Origin of the sequence: Neisseria dentiae (assembly GCF_014055005.1) — a bacterium.
Classification (GTDB): domain Bacteria; phylum Pseudomonadota; class Gammaproteobacteria; order Burkholderiales; family Neisseriaceae; genus Neisseria; species Neisseria dentiae.
Map to the genome: position 1 here is coordinate 2,012,467 of NZ_CP059570.1, position 13,404 is coordinate 2,025,870.

General features: G+C 55.0%; 15 protein-coding genes and 1 pseudogene. 7 read left to right on the forward strand and 9 right to left on the reverse strand.

Going from position 1 to position 13,404, the window contains the following annotated elements; translation table 11 throughout:
• Window positions 1–33: 33 nt before the first annotated feature.
• The 5 genes from grpE to H3L92_RS09490 form a co-directional block, all read right to left on the reverse strand.
• The gene (gene grpE / locus H3L92_RS09470) at window positions 34–585 is read right to left on the reverse strand and encodes a nucleotide exchange factor GrpE (RefSeq protein WP_085365592.1); all 552 of its coding nucleotides are present in this window, start codon (window positions 583–585) and stop codon (window positions 34–36) included.
• A 259-nt stretch (window positions 586–844) separates the two neighbouring features.
• Window positions 845–1,630, reverse strand: a complete 786-nt coding sequence (locus H3L92_RS09475; RefSeq protein ID WP_174222531.1) for a cytochrome c1 — start codon at window positions 1,628–1,630, stop codon at window positions 845–847.
• 14 nt (window positions 1,631–1,644) lie between these two features.
• Entirely contained in the window at window positions 1,645–2,994 is a 1,350-nt protein-coding gene (locus H3L92_RS09480) for a cytochrome b (protein WP_085365594.1), read from the reverse strand.
• An 11-nt stretch (window positions 2,995–3,005) separates the two neighbouring features.
• Complete coding sequence (gene petA, locus H3L92_RS09485; protein ID WP_085365595.1) at window positions 3,006–3,590, reverse strand: ubiquinol-cytochrome c reductase iron-sulfur subunit; 585 nt, start codon at window positions 3,588–3,590, stop codon at window positions 3,006–3,008.
• Window positions 3,591–3,714: 124 nt separating this feature from the next.
• Complete coding sequence (locus H3L92_RS09490) at window positions 3,715–4,464, reverse strand: Nif3-like dinuclear metal center hexameric protein (RefSeq protein WP_085365596.1); 750 nt, start codon at window positions 4,462–4,464, stop codon at window positions 3,715–3,717.
• 222 nt (window positions 4,465–4,686) lie between these two features.
• Here H3L92_RS09490 and H3L92_RS09495 point away from each other — a divergent pair, with 222 nt between their 5' ends.
• The 3 genes from H3L92_RS09495 to H3L92_RS09505 all read left to right on the forward strand — a co-directional run bounded on the left by H3L92_RS09495 (window position 4,687) and on the right by H3L92_RS09505 (window position 6,974).
• A complete protein-coding gene (locus H3L92_RS09495; RefSeq protein WP_085365597.1) occupies window positions 4,687–4,956 on the forward strand; it encodes an oxidative damage protection protein in 270 nt (89 codons plus the stop codon).
• Window positions 4,957–5,236: 280 nt separating this feature from the next.
• Window positions 5,237–6,145, forward strand: coding sequence for a 1,4-dihydroxy-2-naphthoate octaprenyltransferase (gene menA / locus H3L92_RS09500; protein WP_085365598.1), 909 nt, complete (start codon window positions 5,237–5,239; stop codon window positions 6,143–6,145).
• Between the two features lie 139 nt (window positions 6,146–6,284).
• Complete coding sequence (locus tag H3L92_RS09505; RefSeq protein WP_085365599.1) at window positions 6,285–6,974, forward strand: Bax inhibitor-1/YccA family protein; 690 nt, start codon at window positions 6,285–6,287, stop codon at window positions 6,972–6,974.
• A 41-nt stretch (window positions 6,975–7,015) separates the two neighbouring features.
• Here the strand turns inward: H3L92_RS09505 and H3L92_RS13375 are convergent.
• A pseudogene (locus H3L92_RS13375) lies at window positions 7,016–7,162 on the reverse strand (lipoprotein signal peptidase).
• A 92-nt stretch (window positions 7,163–7,254) separates the two neighbouring features.
• Here H3L92_RS13375 and coaD point away from each other — a divergent pair.
• From coaD to H3L92_RS09525, 4 genes are all read left to right on the forward strand, one after another.
• Window positions 7,255–7,764, forward strand: coding sequence for a pantetheine-phosphate adenylyltransferase (coaD, locus tag H3L92_RS09510; protein ID WP_085365600.1), 510 nt, complete (start codon window positions 7,255–7,257; stop codon window positions 7,762–7,764).
• Window positions 7,765–8,032: 268 nt separating this feature from the next.
• A complete protein-coding gene (gene aceK / locus H3L92_RS09515; RefSeq protein ID WP_085365601.1) occupies window positions 8,033–9,811 on the forward strand; it encodes a bifunctional isocitrate dehydrogenase kinase/phosphatase in 1,779 nt (592 codons plus the stop codon).
• Window positions 9,812–10,037: 226 nt separating this feature from the next.
• Window positions 10,038–10,352, forward strand: a complete 315-nt coding sequence (locus H3L92_RS09520) for a hypothetical protein (protein WP_158088144.1) — start codon at window positions 10,038–10,040, stop codon at window positions 10,350–10,352.
• 64 nt (window positions 10,353–10,416) lie between these two features.
• A complete protein-coding gene (locus H3L92_RS09525; RefSeq protein WP_085365602.1) occupies window positions 10,417–11,310 on the forward strand; it encodes a LysR family transcriptional regulator in 894 nt (297 codons plus the stop codon).
• 90 nt (window positions 11,311–11,400) lie between these two features.
• On the opposite strand, the gene H3L92_RS09530 is transcribed toward H3L92_RS09525, so the two are convergent.
• The 3 genes from H3L92_RS09530 to H3L92_RS09540 form a co-directional block, all read right to left on the reverse strand.
• Window positions 11,401–11,844 (reverse strand): pyridoxamine 5'-phosphate oxidase family protein, encoded by a 444-nt coding sequence (locus tag H3L92_RS09530; protein WP_085365603.1) that lies wholly within the window; start codon window positions 11,842–11,844, stop codon window positions 11,401–11,403.
• A gap of 87 nt (window positions 11,845–11,931) precedes the next feature.
• Window positions 11,932–12,648, reverse strand: coding sequence for a DUF554 domain-containing protein (locus tag H3L92_RS09535; RefSeq protein ID WP_085365604.1), 717 nt, complete (start codon window positions 12,646–12,648; stop codon window positions 11,932–11,934).
• Between the two features lie 174 nt (window positions 12,649–12,822).
• The gene (locus H3L92_RS09540) at window positions 12,823–13,404 is read right to left on the reverse strand and encodes a UbiX family flavin prenyltransferase (protein ID WP_085365605.1); all 582 of its coding nucleotides are present in this window, start codon (window positions 13,402–13,404) and stop codon (window positions 12,823–12,825) included.

Below are 13,404 nucleotides of genomic sequence, written 5' to 3' on the forward strand. Positions count from 1 at the left end.
TTTGTTTCTAAAGAAACGGCCGCAGCGGTGCTTTCAGTTGCCGCCCTCGCCGCCTTGTGCCACGGTTACCATAGCGGGGCGCAGCACGCGGTCGGCCAGTTGGTAGCCTTTTTTCAACACACTCACCACGGTATTGGGTTCCTGATCGCTTTCCACAGCCTGCATGGCTTGGTGGTGGTGGGGGTCGAGTTTGTCGCCCGGCTGCGGGTTGATTTCGGTGATTTGGGTGTGTTCGAAAGCTTTGTTCAATTCGTTCAGCGTCATCTGCACGCCCATTTTCAAGGCGTCGAAATTACCGCTTTGGTCGAGCAGCGCCATTTCCAGATAATCTTTTACCGGCAGCATTTCGGCGGCAAATTTCTGGCCGGCGTATTTGTGTGTGGCCTGGATTTCTTCGGCGTGGCGGCGGCGCAGGTTTTGCTCGTTGGCCAAGCCGCGCAGTTGTTCGTCTTTCAACATGCCTTCGAGTTCGGCGATTTTGGCTTCCAAATCTTCGTAAGAAGGTTTCTCCTGTGCTTCGCCCTGCTCCGCCTGAGGCATTTCTGCGGTTTCGTTATTTTCTACGTTTTGGTTTTGTTCGGTCATTTGGGTGAATCCTTTGCGGTTGGTTATTTCGATAGGGCTTTAATATAAGGCCGCCGGCAGCTTATTCAAGCCGTAATCTTTACGAAATCACACAGGGGCTCAGGCCGTCTGAAAAACAATGCGACCGACTCGATTTTGCACGCTAAACGGCAAAACCGGGTCGAACCGGAAATATATTTTCAGCCGTATTTTTCAGACGGCCGGTTGAAAAAACAAAAAGGCAAAACCTTTCGGTTTTGCCTTTTCAATAATCCGCTGCTTAGTGAACGTCTTTCCAGTATTCTTTTTTCAGGAAATACGCCAGCGGCAGCATCACGGCCATCAGGAAAATCAGCACGATATAACCCGTGCGCTTGCGTTGCAGCTGTGCAGGCTCGCCCATATACACCATAAAGTTAACCAAATCACGAGCGTAATCGTCGTATTCTTTGGTAATCACTTTGCCGTTGGGCAGTTGGCGGGTTTGCAAGCCGGTGGATTCCCAATGGAGTTTGGGCACCAGATTGCCGTGTGCGTCTTTCACCATCACGGGTTGGCCTTTCGCATCCAGCTCAACCGCCTGTACGCCTTGTTGCTGCCACAGGGGGTGCGGCATGGCGGCATTCGGCAGAACGGTATTGTTCCAGCCGGTCGGGCGGGTCGGGTCTTTATAGAAACCGCGCATATAGGCGTAGAGATAGTCCGCACCGCGCGAACGGGCGATCAGCGACAGGTCGGGTGGAGCCGCGCCGAACCATTTTTTCGCATCCGCAGGGTTGATGGCGGCATGCATCACGTCGCCCACTTTATCGGTGGTGAACATCAGGTTGTTTTTGATTTCGTCTTCGGTCAGGCCGATGTCTTGCAGACGGTTGAAACGCATGGCGGTAGCCGAGTGGCACGACAAGCAGTAGTTGGTGAAAATCTGCGCACCGCGCTGCAGGCTCTCTTGGTTGCGCAAATCAATTTCAACCGGCTCATAGTTTCCGCCGCCTGCCGCGACTGCCATACTCATCGGAGCTGCCAGCAATAAGGCAGCAAACCAGTTTTTCAATGTTTGTTTCATTTTCGCTGCCCTCATTAAATCAGAATTGCAAACAGGTATGCGCCTACCACGGTGATGATGGTGTAAACGAAGAACATCACCTTCTGTTTGGTGGTGCTCATGGTTACACGGGCAGGCACTTCGCGGTCTTTATCCATTTTGGTATAGAACGGCATACCCAGGAAGAATGCAAAGTAAATGATAGACAGAATACGCGCCACGATGGTGCGGGTGTCGGTGGCCACCAAAGCACCCAAAATGCCCAAACCGATGAAGGAAATGATAAACAGCACCAGCATGGTTTTGAAAATCGGGCCGCGGTAACGGACGGATTTCACGGGAGAGCGGTCAAGCCACGGCAGGAGGGCAATCAGCACCACGGCCGCACCCATACCGATTACACCCCAAACCTGCGTGCCGAAGAACGAGGGAATCGCGCGCAAAATGGCGTAGAACGGTGTGAAATACCATACCGGCGCAATGTGTGCGGGCGTTACCAGCGGGTTGGCGGCATCGAAGTTCGGTTTTTCCAAGAAGTAGCCGCCGCCTTCGGGGGCGAAGAACATAATGGCGCAGAACACGATCAGAAATACCACCACGCCCAAGATGTCTTTCACGGTGTAGTAGGGGTGGAAAGGAATGCCGTCGAGCGGAATGCCGTTTTCGTCTTTCAGTTTTTTGATTTCCACGCCGTCGGGGTTGTTGGAGCCCACTTCGTGCAGGGCAATCAAGTGCGCCGCAACCAAACCGACCAGCACCAGCGGCACGGCAATCACATGCAGGGCGAAGAAGCGGTTGAGAGTAACGTCGGAAACGTTGAAGTCGCCGCGGATCCAAGTGGACAAATCAGGGCCGATAACGGGAATCGCGGCGAACAGGTTGATAATCACCTGCGCACCCCAAAACGACATCTGACCCCACGGCAGCAGGTAACCCATAAAGGCTTCGGCCATCAGCGCCAGAAAAATCAGCGAGCCGAAAACCCACACCAGTTCGCGCGGTTTTTTGAACGAGCCGTAAATCAGGCCGCGGAACATATGCAGATACACCACCACGAAAAACATGGAGGCGCCGGTGGAGTGCATATAGCGGATAATCCAGCCGCCGGAAACGTCGCGCATGATGTATTCCACGGCGGTAAAGGCGGCGGGCAGGTTGTATTGGTTCAGGTTGCCGTCGGGCTTGTAGTTCATGGTCAGGAAAATACCGCTGACGATTTGAATCACCAGCACCAGCATGGCCAGCGAACCGAAGAAATACCAGAAGTTGAAGTTTTTCGGCGCGTAATACTCGGTTACGTGCTCTTTCATCATTTTAGACAAAGGGAACCGTGCGTCCACCCAGTCTAACAATGCCTTTGCTTTGTTATTGGTTTGGTTTGCCATGATAAGTCCCTTTATTTATCGTCGCCCACCAGGATAGTGGTGTCGTTCAGGTATTTGTAGGGCGGAATAATCAGGTTGGTCGGTGCCGGCACGCCTTTGAACACGCGGCCCGCCAAGTCGAATTTGGAACCGTGGCACGGGCAGAAGAAACCGCCCTTCCAATCGGCGCCCAGATCGGCGGGGGCGACGTCGGGACGGAAAGTCGGCGAGCAGCCCAAGTGGGTGCAGATGCCGATGGCCACGAAAATATTGGGTTTGATGGAACGCAACTCGTTTTTGGCATACTCGGGCTGCTGATCGACTTCCGATTTCGGATCGGCCACGGCGTTATTGAGCGTGGGCAGGTCTTTCTGCTGCTGTTCGGTGCGGTTCAACACCCAAATCGGTTTGCCCTGCCATTCGGCGGTAACAAGTTGGCCTGCTTCGATTTTGCTGACATCCACTTCAATGGGCGCACCTGCGGCTTTAGCCTTTTCCGACGGGAAAAAGCTCGCCAGAAACGGCACGGCAACGCCTGCGGCGGCGGCACCGCCCGCAGCGGCTGTCGCCAGCGTTAAGAAGCGGCGGCGGCTTTGGTTGATTTCTTGATTTTCCATTATTTCAGTCATCCTAATGATATGGGAATACCGAGCCATTAAACTCTTTAATTCTACCTGATTTTATGGGGATACTTAAAGTATTATTTAAAATAAGGTAAAAGTTTTACGGTGTTTCTTGATTTTATGCGGGGTTTTGTTCGTCAAAAAATACCGTTTCAATATTGAATTCCTGCGCCAGCGCAGTGCCCAGCGCCTGTATGCCGTAACGCTCGGTGGCATGGTGGCCGGCGCCGATAAATGCGACGCCCGTTTCGTTGGCCAGGTGGTATTGCGCCTCGGAGATTTCGCCCGTGATATAGGCATCGGCGCCTTCGTCTATGGCCGTCTGAAAAAAGCCCTGCGCCCCGCCGGTGCACCATACGATGCGTTCGATAACCCGGCCTTCCCCGCCCACTGCAACCGGCGTGCGGCCGAGGCGGTTTTGCAGGCCTGCGCACAGTTGCGCCAGCGTTTGCGGGGTTTTCAGACGGCCTGCGTTAAGCAGGTTTTGTTCGCCGAACCGATATTCGGTTGTCCAATCCATGCGGGCGGCCAGTTGGGCGTTGTTGCCTAAAACGGGGTGAGCGTCCAGCGGCAGGTGGTAGCCTGCCATGTTGATGCCGTAGGCCAGCAGGGTGGCGATACGGTCTTTTTTCCAGCCGGTGATGGTAACCGGCTCGCTTTTCCAAAACAGCCCGTGGTGCACCAGCAGCATATCGGCGCCCTGCTCTACCGCATAAGCGGCGGCGGCGCGGCTGGCGGTAACGGCGGTAACGATTTTGCGGATTTCTTCCCTGCCTTCGATTTGCAGGCCGTTGGGGGCGTAATCTTTATATAAGTCGGTTTGCAGGGTTTGATTGCACCAATCGAGTATGGTTTGGCGTGCGCTCATGCTTTTTCCTTGCGTGAAAGGCGTTATTGTGCGGATTTTTTCAAACGGAACTTTGACGGTGAGCAAAGGCGTGCGAAATTTTTGCGGTTTTGACTACACGGCACTACATTTTACCGCCGTTTAACAAGCCGCCGCCCGGCGGCAAAAGGCGCATTATATACAAACCCGCACTGCTCCGTTAGAATTGCAGCCGTCTGAAAACCCCATCATAAGGAAACCGCCATGACCCGTATGGTTCACTGCGTGAAGCTGGGCAAAGAAGCCCCCGGCATGAAATTCGCCCCGCTGCCCAATGCTTTGGGCAAGCGTATTTTCGAAAACGTGTCGCAAGAGGCGTGGGACGCTTGGACGCGCCACCAAACCATGCTGATCAACGAAAACCGTCTCAGCCTTGCCGACCCGCGCGCGCGCGAATATTTGGCGCAGCAGATGGAAAACTATTTCTTCGGCGACGGTGCCGACCAAGTGCAGGGTTATGTGCCGCAGGAATAAAGGCTGCATGGCAAACAGGCCGTCTGAAACGTTTCAGACGGCCTGTTTGCCGTTTGGCGCCGGCTGTCGGAAGAATCAGGTTGAGACCTTTGCAAAAAAGCCGTTTTAACCCTGAATTTATTTGTATTTCGTCATACCCGGGCTTGACGCAAGTGTTTTAAGGTGCCTAAAAGAATTTTGCAAAGGCTCAGACTGTAATCCAAGGTTATTGAACCGACGTCAACTTTTTTCAGACGGCCTAAATTATAATCGCATCATTTCTTCTGATTGATTTTCCGTTATGTCTGTACGCAACTGGCTGGCCGCAGCCCGTTTACGCACCCTGCCGCTGGCCGCCGCTTCGGTATTGTGCGGCATGCTCACCGCCGCGCTGCAACACCGGGGCAACTTAACCGTGTCGGCCCTGTGCCTGCTCACCGCCCTGTCGCTGCAAATCCTCAGCAATCTGGCCAACGATTACGGCGATGCCTGCAACGGGGCCGACACGTTGGCACGCAAAGGCCCCGCACGCATGGTCAGTTCCGGCCGCATCAGCCCGGCGGCTATGGCGCGCGGGGTGAAGCTGACGGCAGCGGTTTCGTGCCTGCTCGGCATCGCCCTGCTCTGCTCCGCCCTGCCCGCGATTTCGGCCGCCGAACCGCAAAGCTGGCTGCTGTGGCTGTTGCTCGGCGCGGCTTCCGTGGCCGCCGCTTTTGCCTACACCGCCGGCAAAAAGCCCTACGGCTATATCGGGCTGGGCGACTTGGCGGTGTTGGTGTTTTTCGGCTGGCTGGGCGTGCTGGGCACGGAATACCTGCACACAGGCCGTCTGAACGCCGCCTCGTGGCTGCCTGCTACGGCATTGGGTTTGTGGTGCGCGATGGTGTTGAATATCAACAATATGCGCGACATCGCCTCCGACCGGCTGGCCGGCAAAACCACCGTTGCCGTACGCTTGGGGCTGCCGCGTGCCAAAATCTACCATACCGTGCTGCTGCTGGTGGCGGCGGCGGCATGGGCGCTGTGGCTGCCGCTGCATTTTGGCGGCGGCCTGTTTCTTTTATGCGCCGCATTGCTGGCGGCTTCGGCCATCCACTTGTATTTGCTGAAAAAAGCCCAATTTTCTGCCGAGTTGGACAAGCTCCTGCCGCAATGGAGCATCACGGTTTTGCTGTGGATATTGCTGTTATGGCTGAATGCGCCGCTTTAGGCGCAACCTTGTTTGGCAGACAGCGCAGCCCGGCAACGGCCACACGCCAACCGTTCGTAATAATTTCCAGCAAAAATCTTTGATTTGCTGTTAAAATCCGTTTCCTTAATCATTTTCACACCACAATAGGACAAACGCCATGCAAAACGACGTTTACGACTACACCCAAACCGCCGGCGCGGTGCAGAAAAATACCGTATTGCGCAAAACCTACGGCCTGCTCGGCATTTCATTCATTCCCTGCGCCATCGGTGCGTTTCTCAGCAGCCAGGCCGGCATCAACCTGTATGCCATGTTCGGCAACCGCTGGATTGCGTTCGGCGTGGTGCTGGCCTTTTTCTACGGTATGTGTTTCTTAATCGAGAAAAACCGCTACAGCAACACCGGCGCGGCACTGCTGATGGCGTTCACTTTCGGCATGGGCGTGCTGATCAGCCCGCTGCTGCAATACAGCCTCAGCTTCAGCAACGGCGCGCAAATCGTCGGCCTTGCCGCCGCCATGACCGCAGCCGTGTTCTTCACCATGGCCGCCGTGGCGCGCCGCACCAAAGCCGATATGAACAGCCTCGGCCGCTTCCTGCTGGTGGGCGCGGTGGTGCTGATGGTGGGCGTGGTGGCCAATATGTTCCTGCAAATACCCGCGTTTTCACTCGCCCTTTCTGCCGCTTTCGTGATTTTCAGCTCGCTGATGATTATGTGGCAGATCCGCACCGTTATCGACGGCGGCGAAACCAGCCACATCAGTGCCGCGTTAACCATCTTTATCTCTATCTATAATATTTTCAGCAGCCTGCTGAACATTCTGCTCTCTTTGGGCGGCGAAGATTGATTTAACGCACAAACAGCCGTAAAAGGCCGTCTGAAACGCATTCAGACGGCCTGAGCCCTTTGCAAAACCCCCGGATGCGGATGCAGTTCAAGGCGTAGCAGCGCAGCGAGTGCAGACATAACATGAAGTTAGGCAAGCGAGCGGGCAGCGCACAACGCAGAAATGCGCCGCAGATGGGGGTTTTGCAAAGGTCTCGGTCTTTTTCTTTGACATCCTCCCTGCCAGCCTTTATCCTGCCGACCATCTTGCCTGCATTGCACGCCCACCTGATTTCTTTGATATGACTACCCACGTTCTGCGCCGCGCCGTTTATGCCGGCAGTTTCGATCCGCCGACCAACGGCCATTTGTGGATGATACGCGAAGCACAAGCCCTGTTCGACGAGTTAATCGTGTCCATCGGCGTTAACCCCGACAAAAAAAGCACCTACACCGTGGCGGAACGGCAAGCCATGCTCGAAGCCATTTCCAGCGAATTTCCCAACGTGCGCATCACCTCGTTTGAAAACCAGTTTCTGGTCAACTATGCCCACAGCGTCGGCGCCAAATTCATCGTGCGCGGCATACGCACGGCTTCCGACTACGAATACGAGCGCACCATACGCTATATCAATTCCGACCTTCACCCCAATATCGCCACGGTGTTTCTGATGCCGCCGCGCGAATTCGCCGAAGTTTCCTCCACCATGGTGAAAGGCATGGTCGGCCCCGACGGCTGGCGCGACATGATACGCCGCTATGTGCCCGTGGCGGTGTACGACAAAATCCTGCAAGACAACCAAAGCACTTAACCCGCCTTTTGCCAAACGGCAGCGGCCGTCTGAATATACTTTCAGACGGCCGCTGCCGTTTTGCCCGAACCGTTTCCGCGCACTTGCCAAGCTGCCTAAAACATCATAAGGTTACACCAAACTACAAACAGCCGCCTATGGTGAACCCACTTACTCCGTTACCGCGCTGCTGCGCCTTGCCGTGCTATTCGCACTCTCTGCGGCTTGCCGCCTTGTACCGGAGTAATTGGGTTCACGATAACGGCAACCGCAAAGGAAGAAAATAAAAATGCCCCGACAACTCACCCAGCAACTTGGGCGGGAAGTGGCCGAAACCATGCTCGCCGGTTTCAACAAACACTACCGCCTTTTCCGAGAAGTTACCGAGCGCGCCAAAGAGCTTTTCGAGCAGAAAAACTGGCGCGGCATTCAAGATTTGGTGGCCGAGCGCATCCAGATGTATGACCAGCGTGTGCGCGAAGCCGTCGATGCCCTGCGCAGCGAACACGCCGCCACCGCCTTAAGCGACGATGTATGGGCGGCGGCCAAAACCGAATACATCGCCCTGCTCGTCAACCACAAACAACCCGAGCTGGCGGAAACCTTTTTCAACTCGGTTTCCACCAAACTCTTGGCCAAAGAATATTTCAACAACCAGTTTATCTTCGTCAAACCCTCCACCAGCACCGAATACATCGACTCCAATCCGCCCACGTTCCGCTCGTTTTATCCCGAAACGCAAGGGCTGCGCGGCTGCCTGCGCAACATACTGCGCCACTTCGGCTGGAACGTGCCGTTTGCCGATCTCAACCGCGACATCGGCAATATCCTGCGCGCCGCCCGCCGGCACTTTCAGGCCGAATGGCCGCCGCAGGAAATGAACCTGCACGTGCGCGTGCTCAACTCACCGTTTTACCGCAACAAAGGCGCCTACATTTTCGGGCAGATTGTCAACGGCGCCGTGCGCCACCCGTTTGCACTGGCCGTGCTGCACGACGAAGCCTCAGGCCGTCTGAAAGTGGATGCCGCCCTGTTTGAAGCCCAGCAGATTGCCGTGCTGTTTTCATTCGCCCGCGCCTATTTTCTGGTGGACATGCCCGTGCCCAGCGGCTACATCCGCTTTCTGCACGATATGCTGCCGATGCGCGCACCCGGCGACCTCTACACCATGGTCGGCCTGCAAAAACAAGGCAAAAACATCTGGTGGCGCGAGTTTGCCCAACACCTCGAATACTCGCACGACAAATTCATCCTCGCCCCCGGCGTGAAAGGGCTGGTGATGAGCGTGTTTACGCTGCCGTCGTTTCCCTATGTGTTTAAAGTGATTAAAGACAAATTCGGCCCCAACAAAGATTTCGACCGCGAATACGTGCGCCAAAAATACCTGCTGGTGAAAAAACACGACCGCGTCGGGCGCATGGCCGACACGCTCGAATTTTCCAACGTCGCCCTGCCCAAATCGCGCTGCGACGAAGAGTTTCTCAACGAAATGCGCACGCTCGCGCCGAGCCAGTTTGAAGAAAACGAAGAATGGGCGATTATCAAACACGTTTACGTCGAATACCGCCTCAAACCGCTCAACCTCTTTATGCAGCGTGCCAAACCCGCCGACAAAGCCGCCGCCGTTATCGACTACGGCTACGCGCTCAAAGAGCTGGCCTCGGCCAACATCTTTCCCGGCGACATGCTCTATAAAAACTTCGGCATGACCCGTTTCGGCCGCGTGATTTTCTACGACTACGACGAAATCGAATACATGACCGACTGCAACTTCCGCAAAATCCCGCCCGCGCCCAACCCCGAATACGAAATGTCGGGCGAAGTTTGGTATCCCGTCAACAAAGGCGACGTTTTCCCCGAAGAATTCGGCCCGTTCCTGCTCGGCGAACCCGACGTGCGGCAGGTATTCCTGCAACACCACAAAGACCTGCTCACCCCCGAATTCTGGCAGGGTAAAAAAGAGCGGCTGCAACAGGGGCTGTATGACGACTTCTTCCCCTACCCGCAATCCGTCCGCTTCACCCCCGACCAAACCGCCGCCGGGCTGGCGGGCGATGCCGATGCCTAACCCTCAAACAAAGGCAACACGCACAAAAAGGCCGTCTGAAAACTTTTCAGACGGCCTGAGACCTTTGCAAAATTCATTTAGGCCGTCTGAAATATTCAACCATCGTCATTCCCGCGTAGGCGGGAATCCAGTCGTTTTTTTGTAAGCTATTGAAATAAAATACTTAATGGTTTAAAGGCTGGATTCCCGCCTACGCGGGAATGACGAGGCACAAACCTTTTCAGGGTTGAATTGGTTTTTTTGCAAAGGTCTCGGCCTTTGTTTCCCTATTTCAAAAACTCAGCATTATTTGGCGGCCGACCCGGCATGCAGTTTTTTGGGCGGCCCGGTTGGCGCGGCGGATTTCGGCTGCGACGGACTTGGCTCCGTTTCTTGCGCTTTTCCAAAAGGCCTCAACGGCAAAGTTCAGTTCGCACTTTGCGCCGGCGCGCGGATAGCCGGACAAACGGGAAGTATTCGTAAGGTATCCTTTACGGGAATATCCGCTGAAACAATTTGTCAGGCCGGCATCATTCATGCAATATGGTTTCAGGCCGTCTGAAAATGAGCAGGGCTGAGTTTGGCACAGCGTAAGCAAGTAAAAAGAAGCAGATAAGGAGCGGAAAGTGGATTTGAAAAGACTGAAATATTTCTGCGCCGTGGTTGAGCACGGCAGTATCAGCAAGGCGGCGCAGGCGCTGCATATTTCCCAGCCGCCGCTAAGCAAGCGGTTGCAGGAGCTGGAGGAAGAGGTGGGCGCTCCCCTGTTTTTGCGGCAAAGTGGAAAAATCGAGCCAACGCCGACAGGCTTTTTCCTTTACAACCATGCTGTGGAAGTCTTAAAAAATATCCAAAACATCGAACGCGAAACCCAGCTATTTGCAGGCAGGCAGACCAGAACGCTCAAAATCGGGCTGACCCATCTGTTTCAGCGGTATTTTCAACCGCTTCTGATCAAGCTGCACCAAAAGTACCCGCACTTGGAAATAGGCGTAGTGGTGTCGGACTCCAGCCATTTGGAAACGTTGCTGCATAACGGCGTGATTGACATTGCCTTGATTCAGCGTCCTTATAATCTGGAAGGGTATGACTGTATTTCATTTCCGGCAGTCAATACCGTGGTGGTGGCGCATAACAGTCTGCTGGAGGGCTTTAACGGGGATTCGATACACTTGAACGATTTAGGCAGGTTCCCGCTGGTGTTGCTGCGGCGGATTAACGGCACGGGTACGTTTGAATTTTTGCAGGACAAATTGCGGAAAAACGGGGTGAACCCAAACGTTATCATGCACATTTCCCAGCCTAATGTGATTTTGGATTGGCTGGAAAGCGGCGTGGAAGCGGCCTCTTTGCTGCCGGAATCAGAGGTTCGTGCGGCAAAACTGGCCCATTGCCGGATAATCCGCCTGTTGCCGGAAGTGCTGATGTTTTTCCCTACGTTAGTCAAGTTGGCAGCGACGCCGGAGATCGGGGAAATTCTGGCCGTATTGGAAGAAGGATATACCGGAGAGAATAGTTGATCGGCATAAACGGCGGCTGATGCGGCATACTTTTTTTCAGACGGCCTTTGCCGGATAAAGCAGCCGTTTCATTGTATGCCCGGGCGGTGCTTACCCGTCGGCACCGTTGCGCCGCCAATATATTTTATGGGCGAAAACATATTTATTGTCGGTGTATTTGATGCTTTCAAAGTGCAGTGCCCACACATCGGCGGGAACCAATTTGGCCATCGGATGGGAGCGGGTGTAGCGTGCTAGTGCCGCTTGGTGCGCCGCCCCTTCCGGCAGGCATTCGGCACGCGCGGTAAACTGGATACCGCAGATATCGCGTATTTGTTCGGGCTGGCCGGCAATGGTGCCGGCAACGGCGGGATGTTCGAGCATGGCCCGGCCGTGGCGGGTGCCTGTGTCGGTCAATATCACCAGCAACATCTTCTCTTCGTCAAACACATAAAAACAGCTTGCCGCCCAAAGGCCGTCTGCATCATGTACGGCCAAGCTGACAACATGGTTATCGGCGATAAATTTGGCAACGGGTCGGGAAACGGGCTGCATAGAAATTCTCTTTCCTGTTTGTTTGCCTTGTTTTCAGACGGCCTAAACGCAAATGCTGCAAGGTGTCTGGCCGTCTGAAAACCGGTATCAAGCGATATAGGTTCCCCACAGATACGAAATCGGCATCACCAATACCAAGGCAGGCAGCATATTGGCGACGGGGAACGATTTGATCCCGCAAATCCGCAAACCAGTGGCCAGCATAATCAGGCCGCCGGCCGCCGAAAAGTCGGCACGCATTTCGGGCGTGGTCATCGGCACGATAAAAGCAGCCAATGCGGCAAGGCTCAATTGGATAACCAGTTGCGGCACGGCAATAACGGCAACGGCATAGCCCAGCGTGATGGCGAAAATGCCGGCGGTAAACAAGTCCAAAATAGTTTTGATGTAGAGAATGGACGGATCACCGGTCATGCCCTCGTGCATGGAGCCGAACACACCGGTGCCGCTGGCGCAGAAAAGCACCAGAATCGCCACATATTTATCCAAAAATTCTTCCTGCGACAGGCCGCCGACGGGCGGGAATACTTTATCAATCAGGCCGCGTGCACTGCCGGCCAGCTTGTTGATACCTTTTTCGATATAGCACAACTCGCCGATAGCCAAACCGATAACCGAAGCCAGCACCACGGCGGCGAAATATTTCACGCCGGGGATAACCATAATGCCCAACCCCATAGAACACAAACCAAATAAAGGGTTGAGGCCCACGCGCACCCGTTCCGGCAGTTTCGCGCCGGCAAATGCACCCAGCAGCCCGCCGATAACCACGGCGCTGCCGTTGACAAAAGGACCGATAACCATATCGTTCTCCTAAAAATAGCAATGAAAAGGTGTTGGTGCGGTAACGTCATGCCTTCCGGGTCGCTGTTTTCAGACGGCCTGAAATACCGCTTGGCCGGAAAACCGCCGTGCCGTTTAAGCCTGCACCGGTTGCGCTTCAGGCAGGAGGCAGGCCGCCTGAAAATCGGCACGGGTTTATTGCGCCCTGCTGCCTCCGCTCCAACGCGGCAGCCCGGGAAGGTGAATGTCGAACATATCCAAAGCACGGCCGACGCTGTGGGTAAGGATTTGGTCAACGCTTTCGGGCTGCTGGTACAAAGCCGGCACGGGCGGGAAAATGATGCCGCCCATTTCCGTTACGCGGCGCATATTGTCGAGATGGGCGAGATTCAAAGGGGTTTCCCGCACCATCAGCACCAAGCGGCGGCGGTCTTTCAGCACCACGTCGGCCGCCCGGGTCAGCAGGTTGTCGGAAAAACCGTGGGCAATCGCCGCCAAAGATCGCATCGAACACGGTGCCACCAACATACCCGCCGTTTTAAACGAACCGCTGGAAATCGCGGCGGCCAGATTTTGGGCGGAATGCACCACATCGGCCAGCGCGCAGACTTCTTCCCGGCTGTAGGGGGTTTCCAAAGCCCTGGTTGTTTCGGCGCCTTTCGATACCACCAAATGCACTTCGATATCGGGAAGCTGCCGCAGCAGTTGCAGGGCTTTGTAGCCGTATTGAAAACCGCTGGCACCGCTGATGCCGATGATGATGCGTCGTTCAGCCAT

Bases quoted from the DNA above. Each gene is read 5' to 3' on its own strand.
- H3L92_RS09530 (WP_085365603.1), bottom strand. From the start codon at position 11,844: ATGCAGCCCGTTTCCCGACCCGTTGCCAAATTTATCGCCGATAACCAT.
- H3L92_RS09490 (WP_085365596.1), bottom strand. From the start codon at position 4,464: ATGAGCGCACGCCAAACCATACTCGATTGGTGCAATCAAACCCTGCAA.
- H3L92_RS09495 (WP_085365597.1), top strand. From the start codon at position 4,687: ATGACCCGTATGGTTCACTGCGTGAAGCTGGGCAAAGAAGCCCCCGGC.
- coaD (WP_085365600.1), top strand. From the start codon at position 7,255: ATGACTACCCACGTTCTGCGCCGCGCCGTTTATGCCGGCAGTTTCGAT.
- H3L92_RS09475 (WP_174222531.1), bottom strand. From the start codon at position 1,630: ATGAAACAAACATTGAAAAACTGGTTTGCTGCCTTATTGCTGGCAGCT.
- H3L92_RS09505 (WP_085365599.1), top strand. From the start codon at position 6,285: ATGCAAAACGACGTTTACGACTACACCCAAACCGCCGGCGCGGTGCAG.
- menA (WP_085365598.1), top strand. From the start codon at position 5,237: ATGTCTGTACGCAACTGGCTGGCCGCAGCCCGTTTACGCACCCTGCCG.
- aceK (WP_085365601.1), top strand. From the start codon at position 8,033: ATGCCCCGACAACTCACCCAGCAACTTGGGCGGGAAGTGGCCGAAACC.
- H3L92_RS09480 (WP_085365594.1), bottom strand. From the start codon at position 2,994: ATGGCAAACCAAACCAATAACAAAGCAAAGGCATTGTTAGACTGGGTG.
- grpE (WP_085365592.1), bottom strand. From the start codon at position 585: ATGACCGAACAAAACCAAAACGTAGAAAATAACGAAACCGCAGAAATG.
- H3L92_RS09535 (WP_085365604.1), bottom strand. From the start codon at position 12,648: ATGGTTATCGGTCCTTTTGTCAACGGCAGCGCCGTGGTTATCGGCGGG.
- petA (WP_085365595.1), bottom strand. From the start codon at position 3,590: ATGGAAAATCAAGAAATCAACCAAAGCCGCCGCCGCTTCTTAACGCTG.
- H3L92_RS09540 (WP_085365605.1), bottom strand. From the start codon at position 13,404: ATGGCTGAACGACGCATCATCATCGGCATCAGCGGTGCCAGCGGTTTT.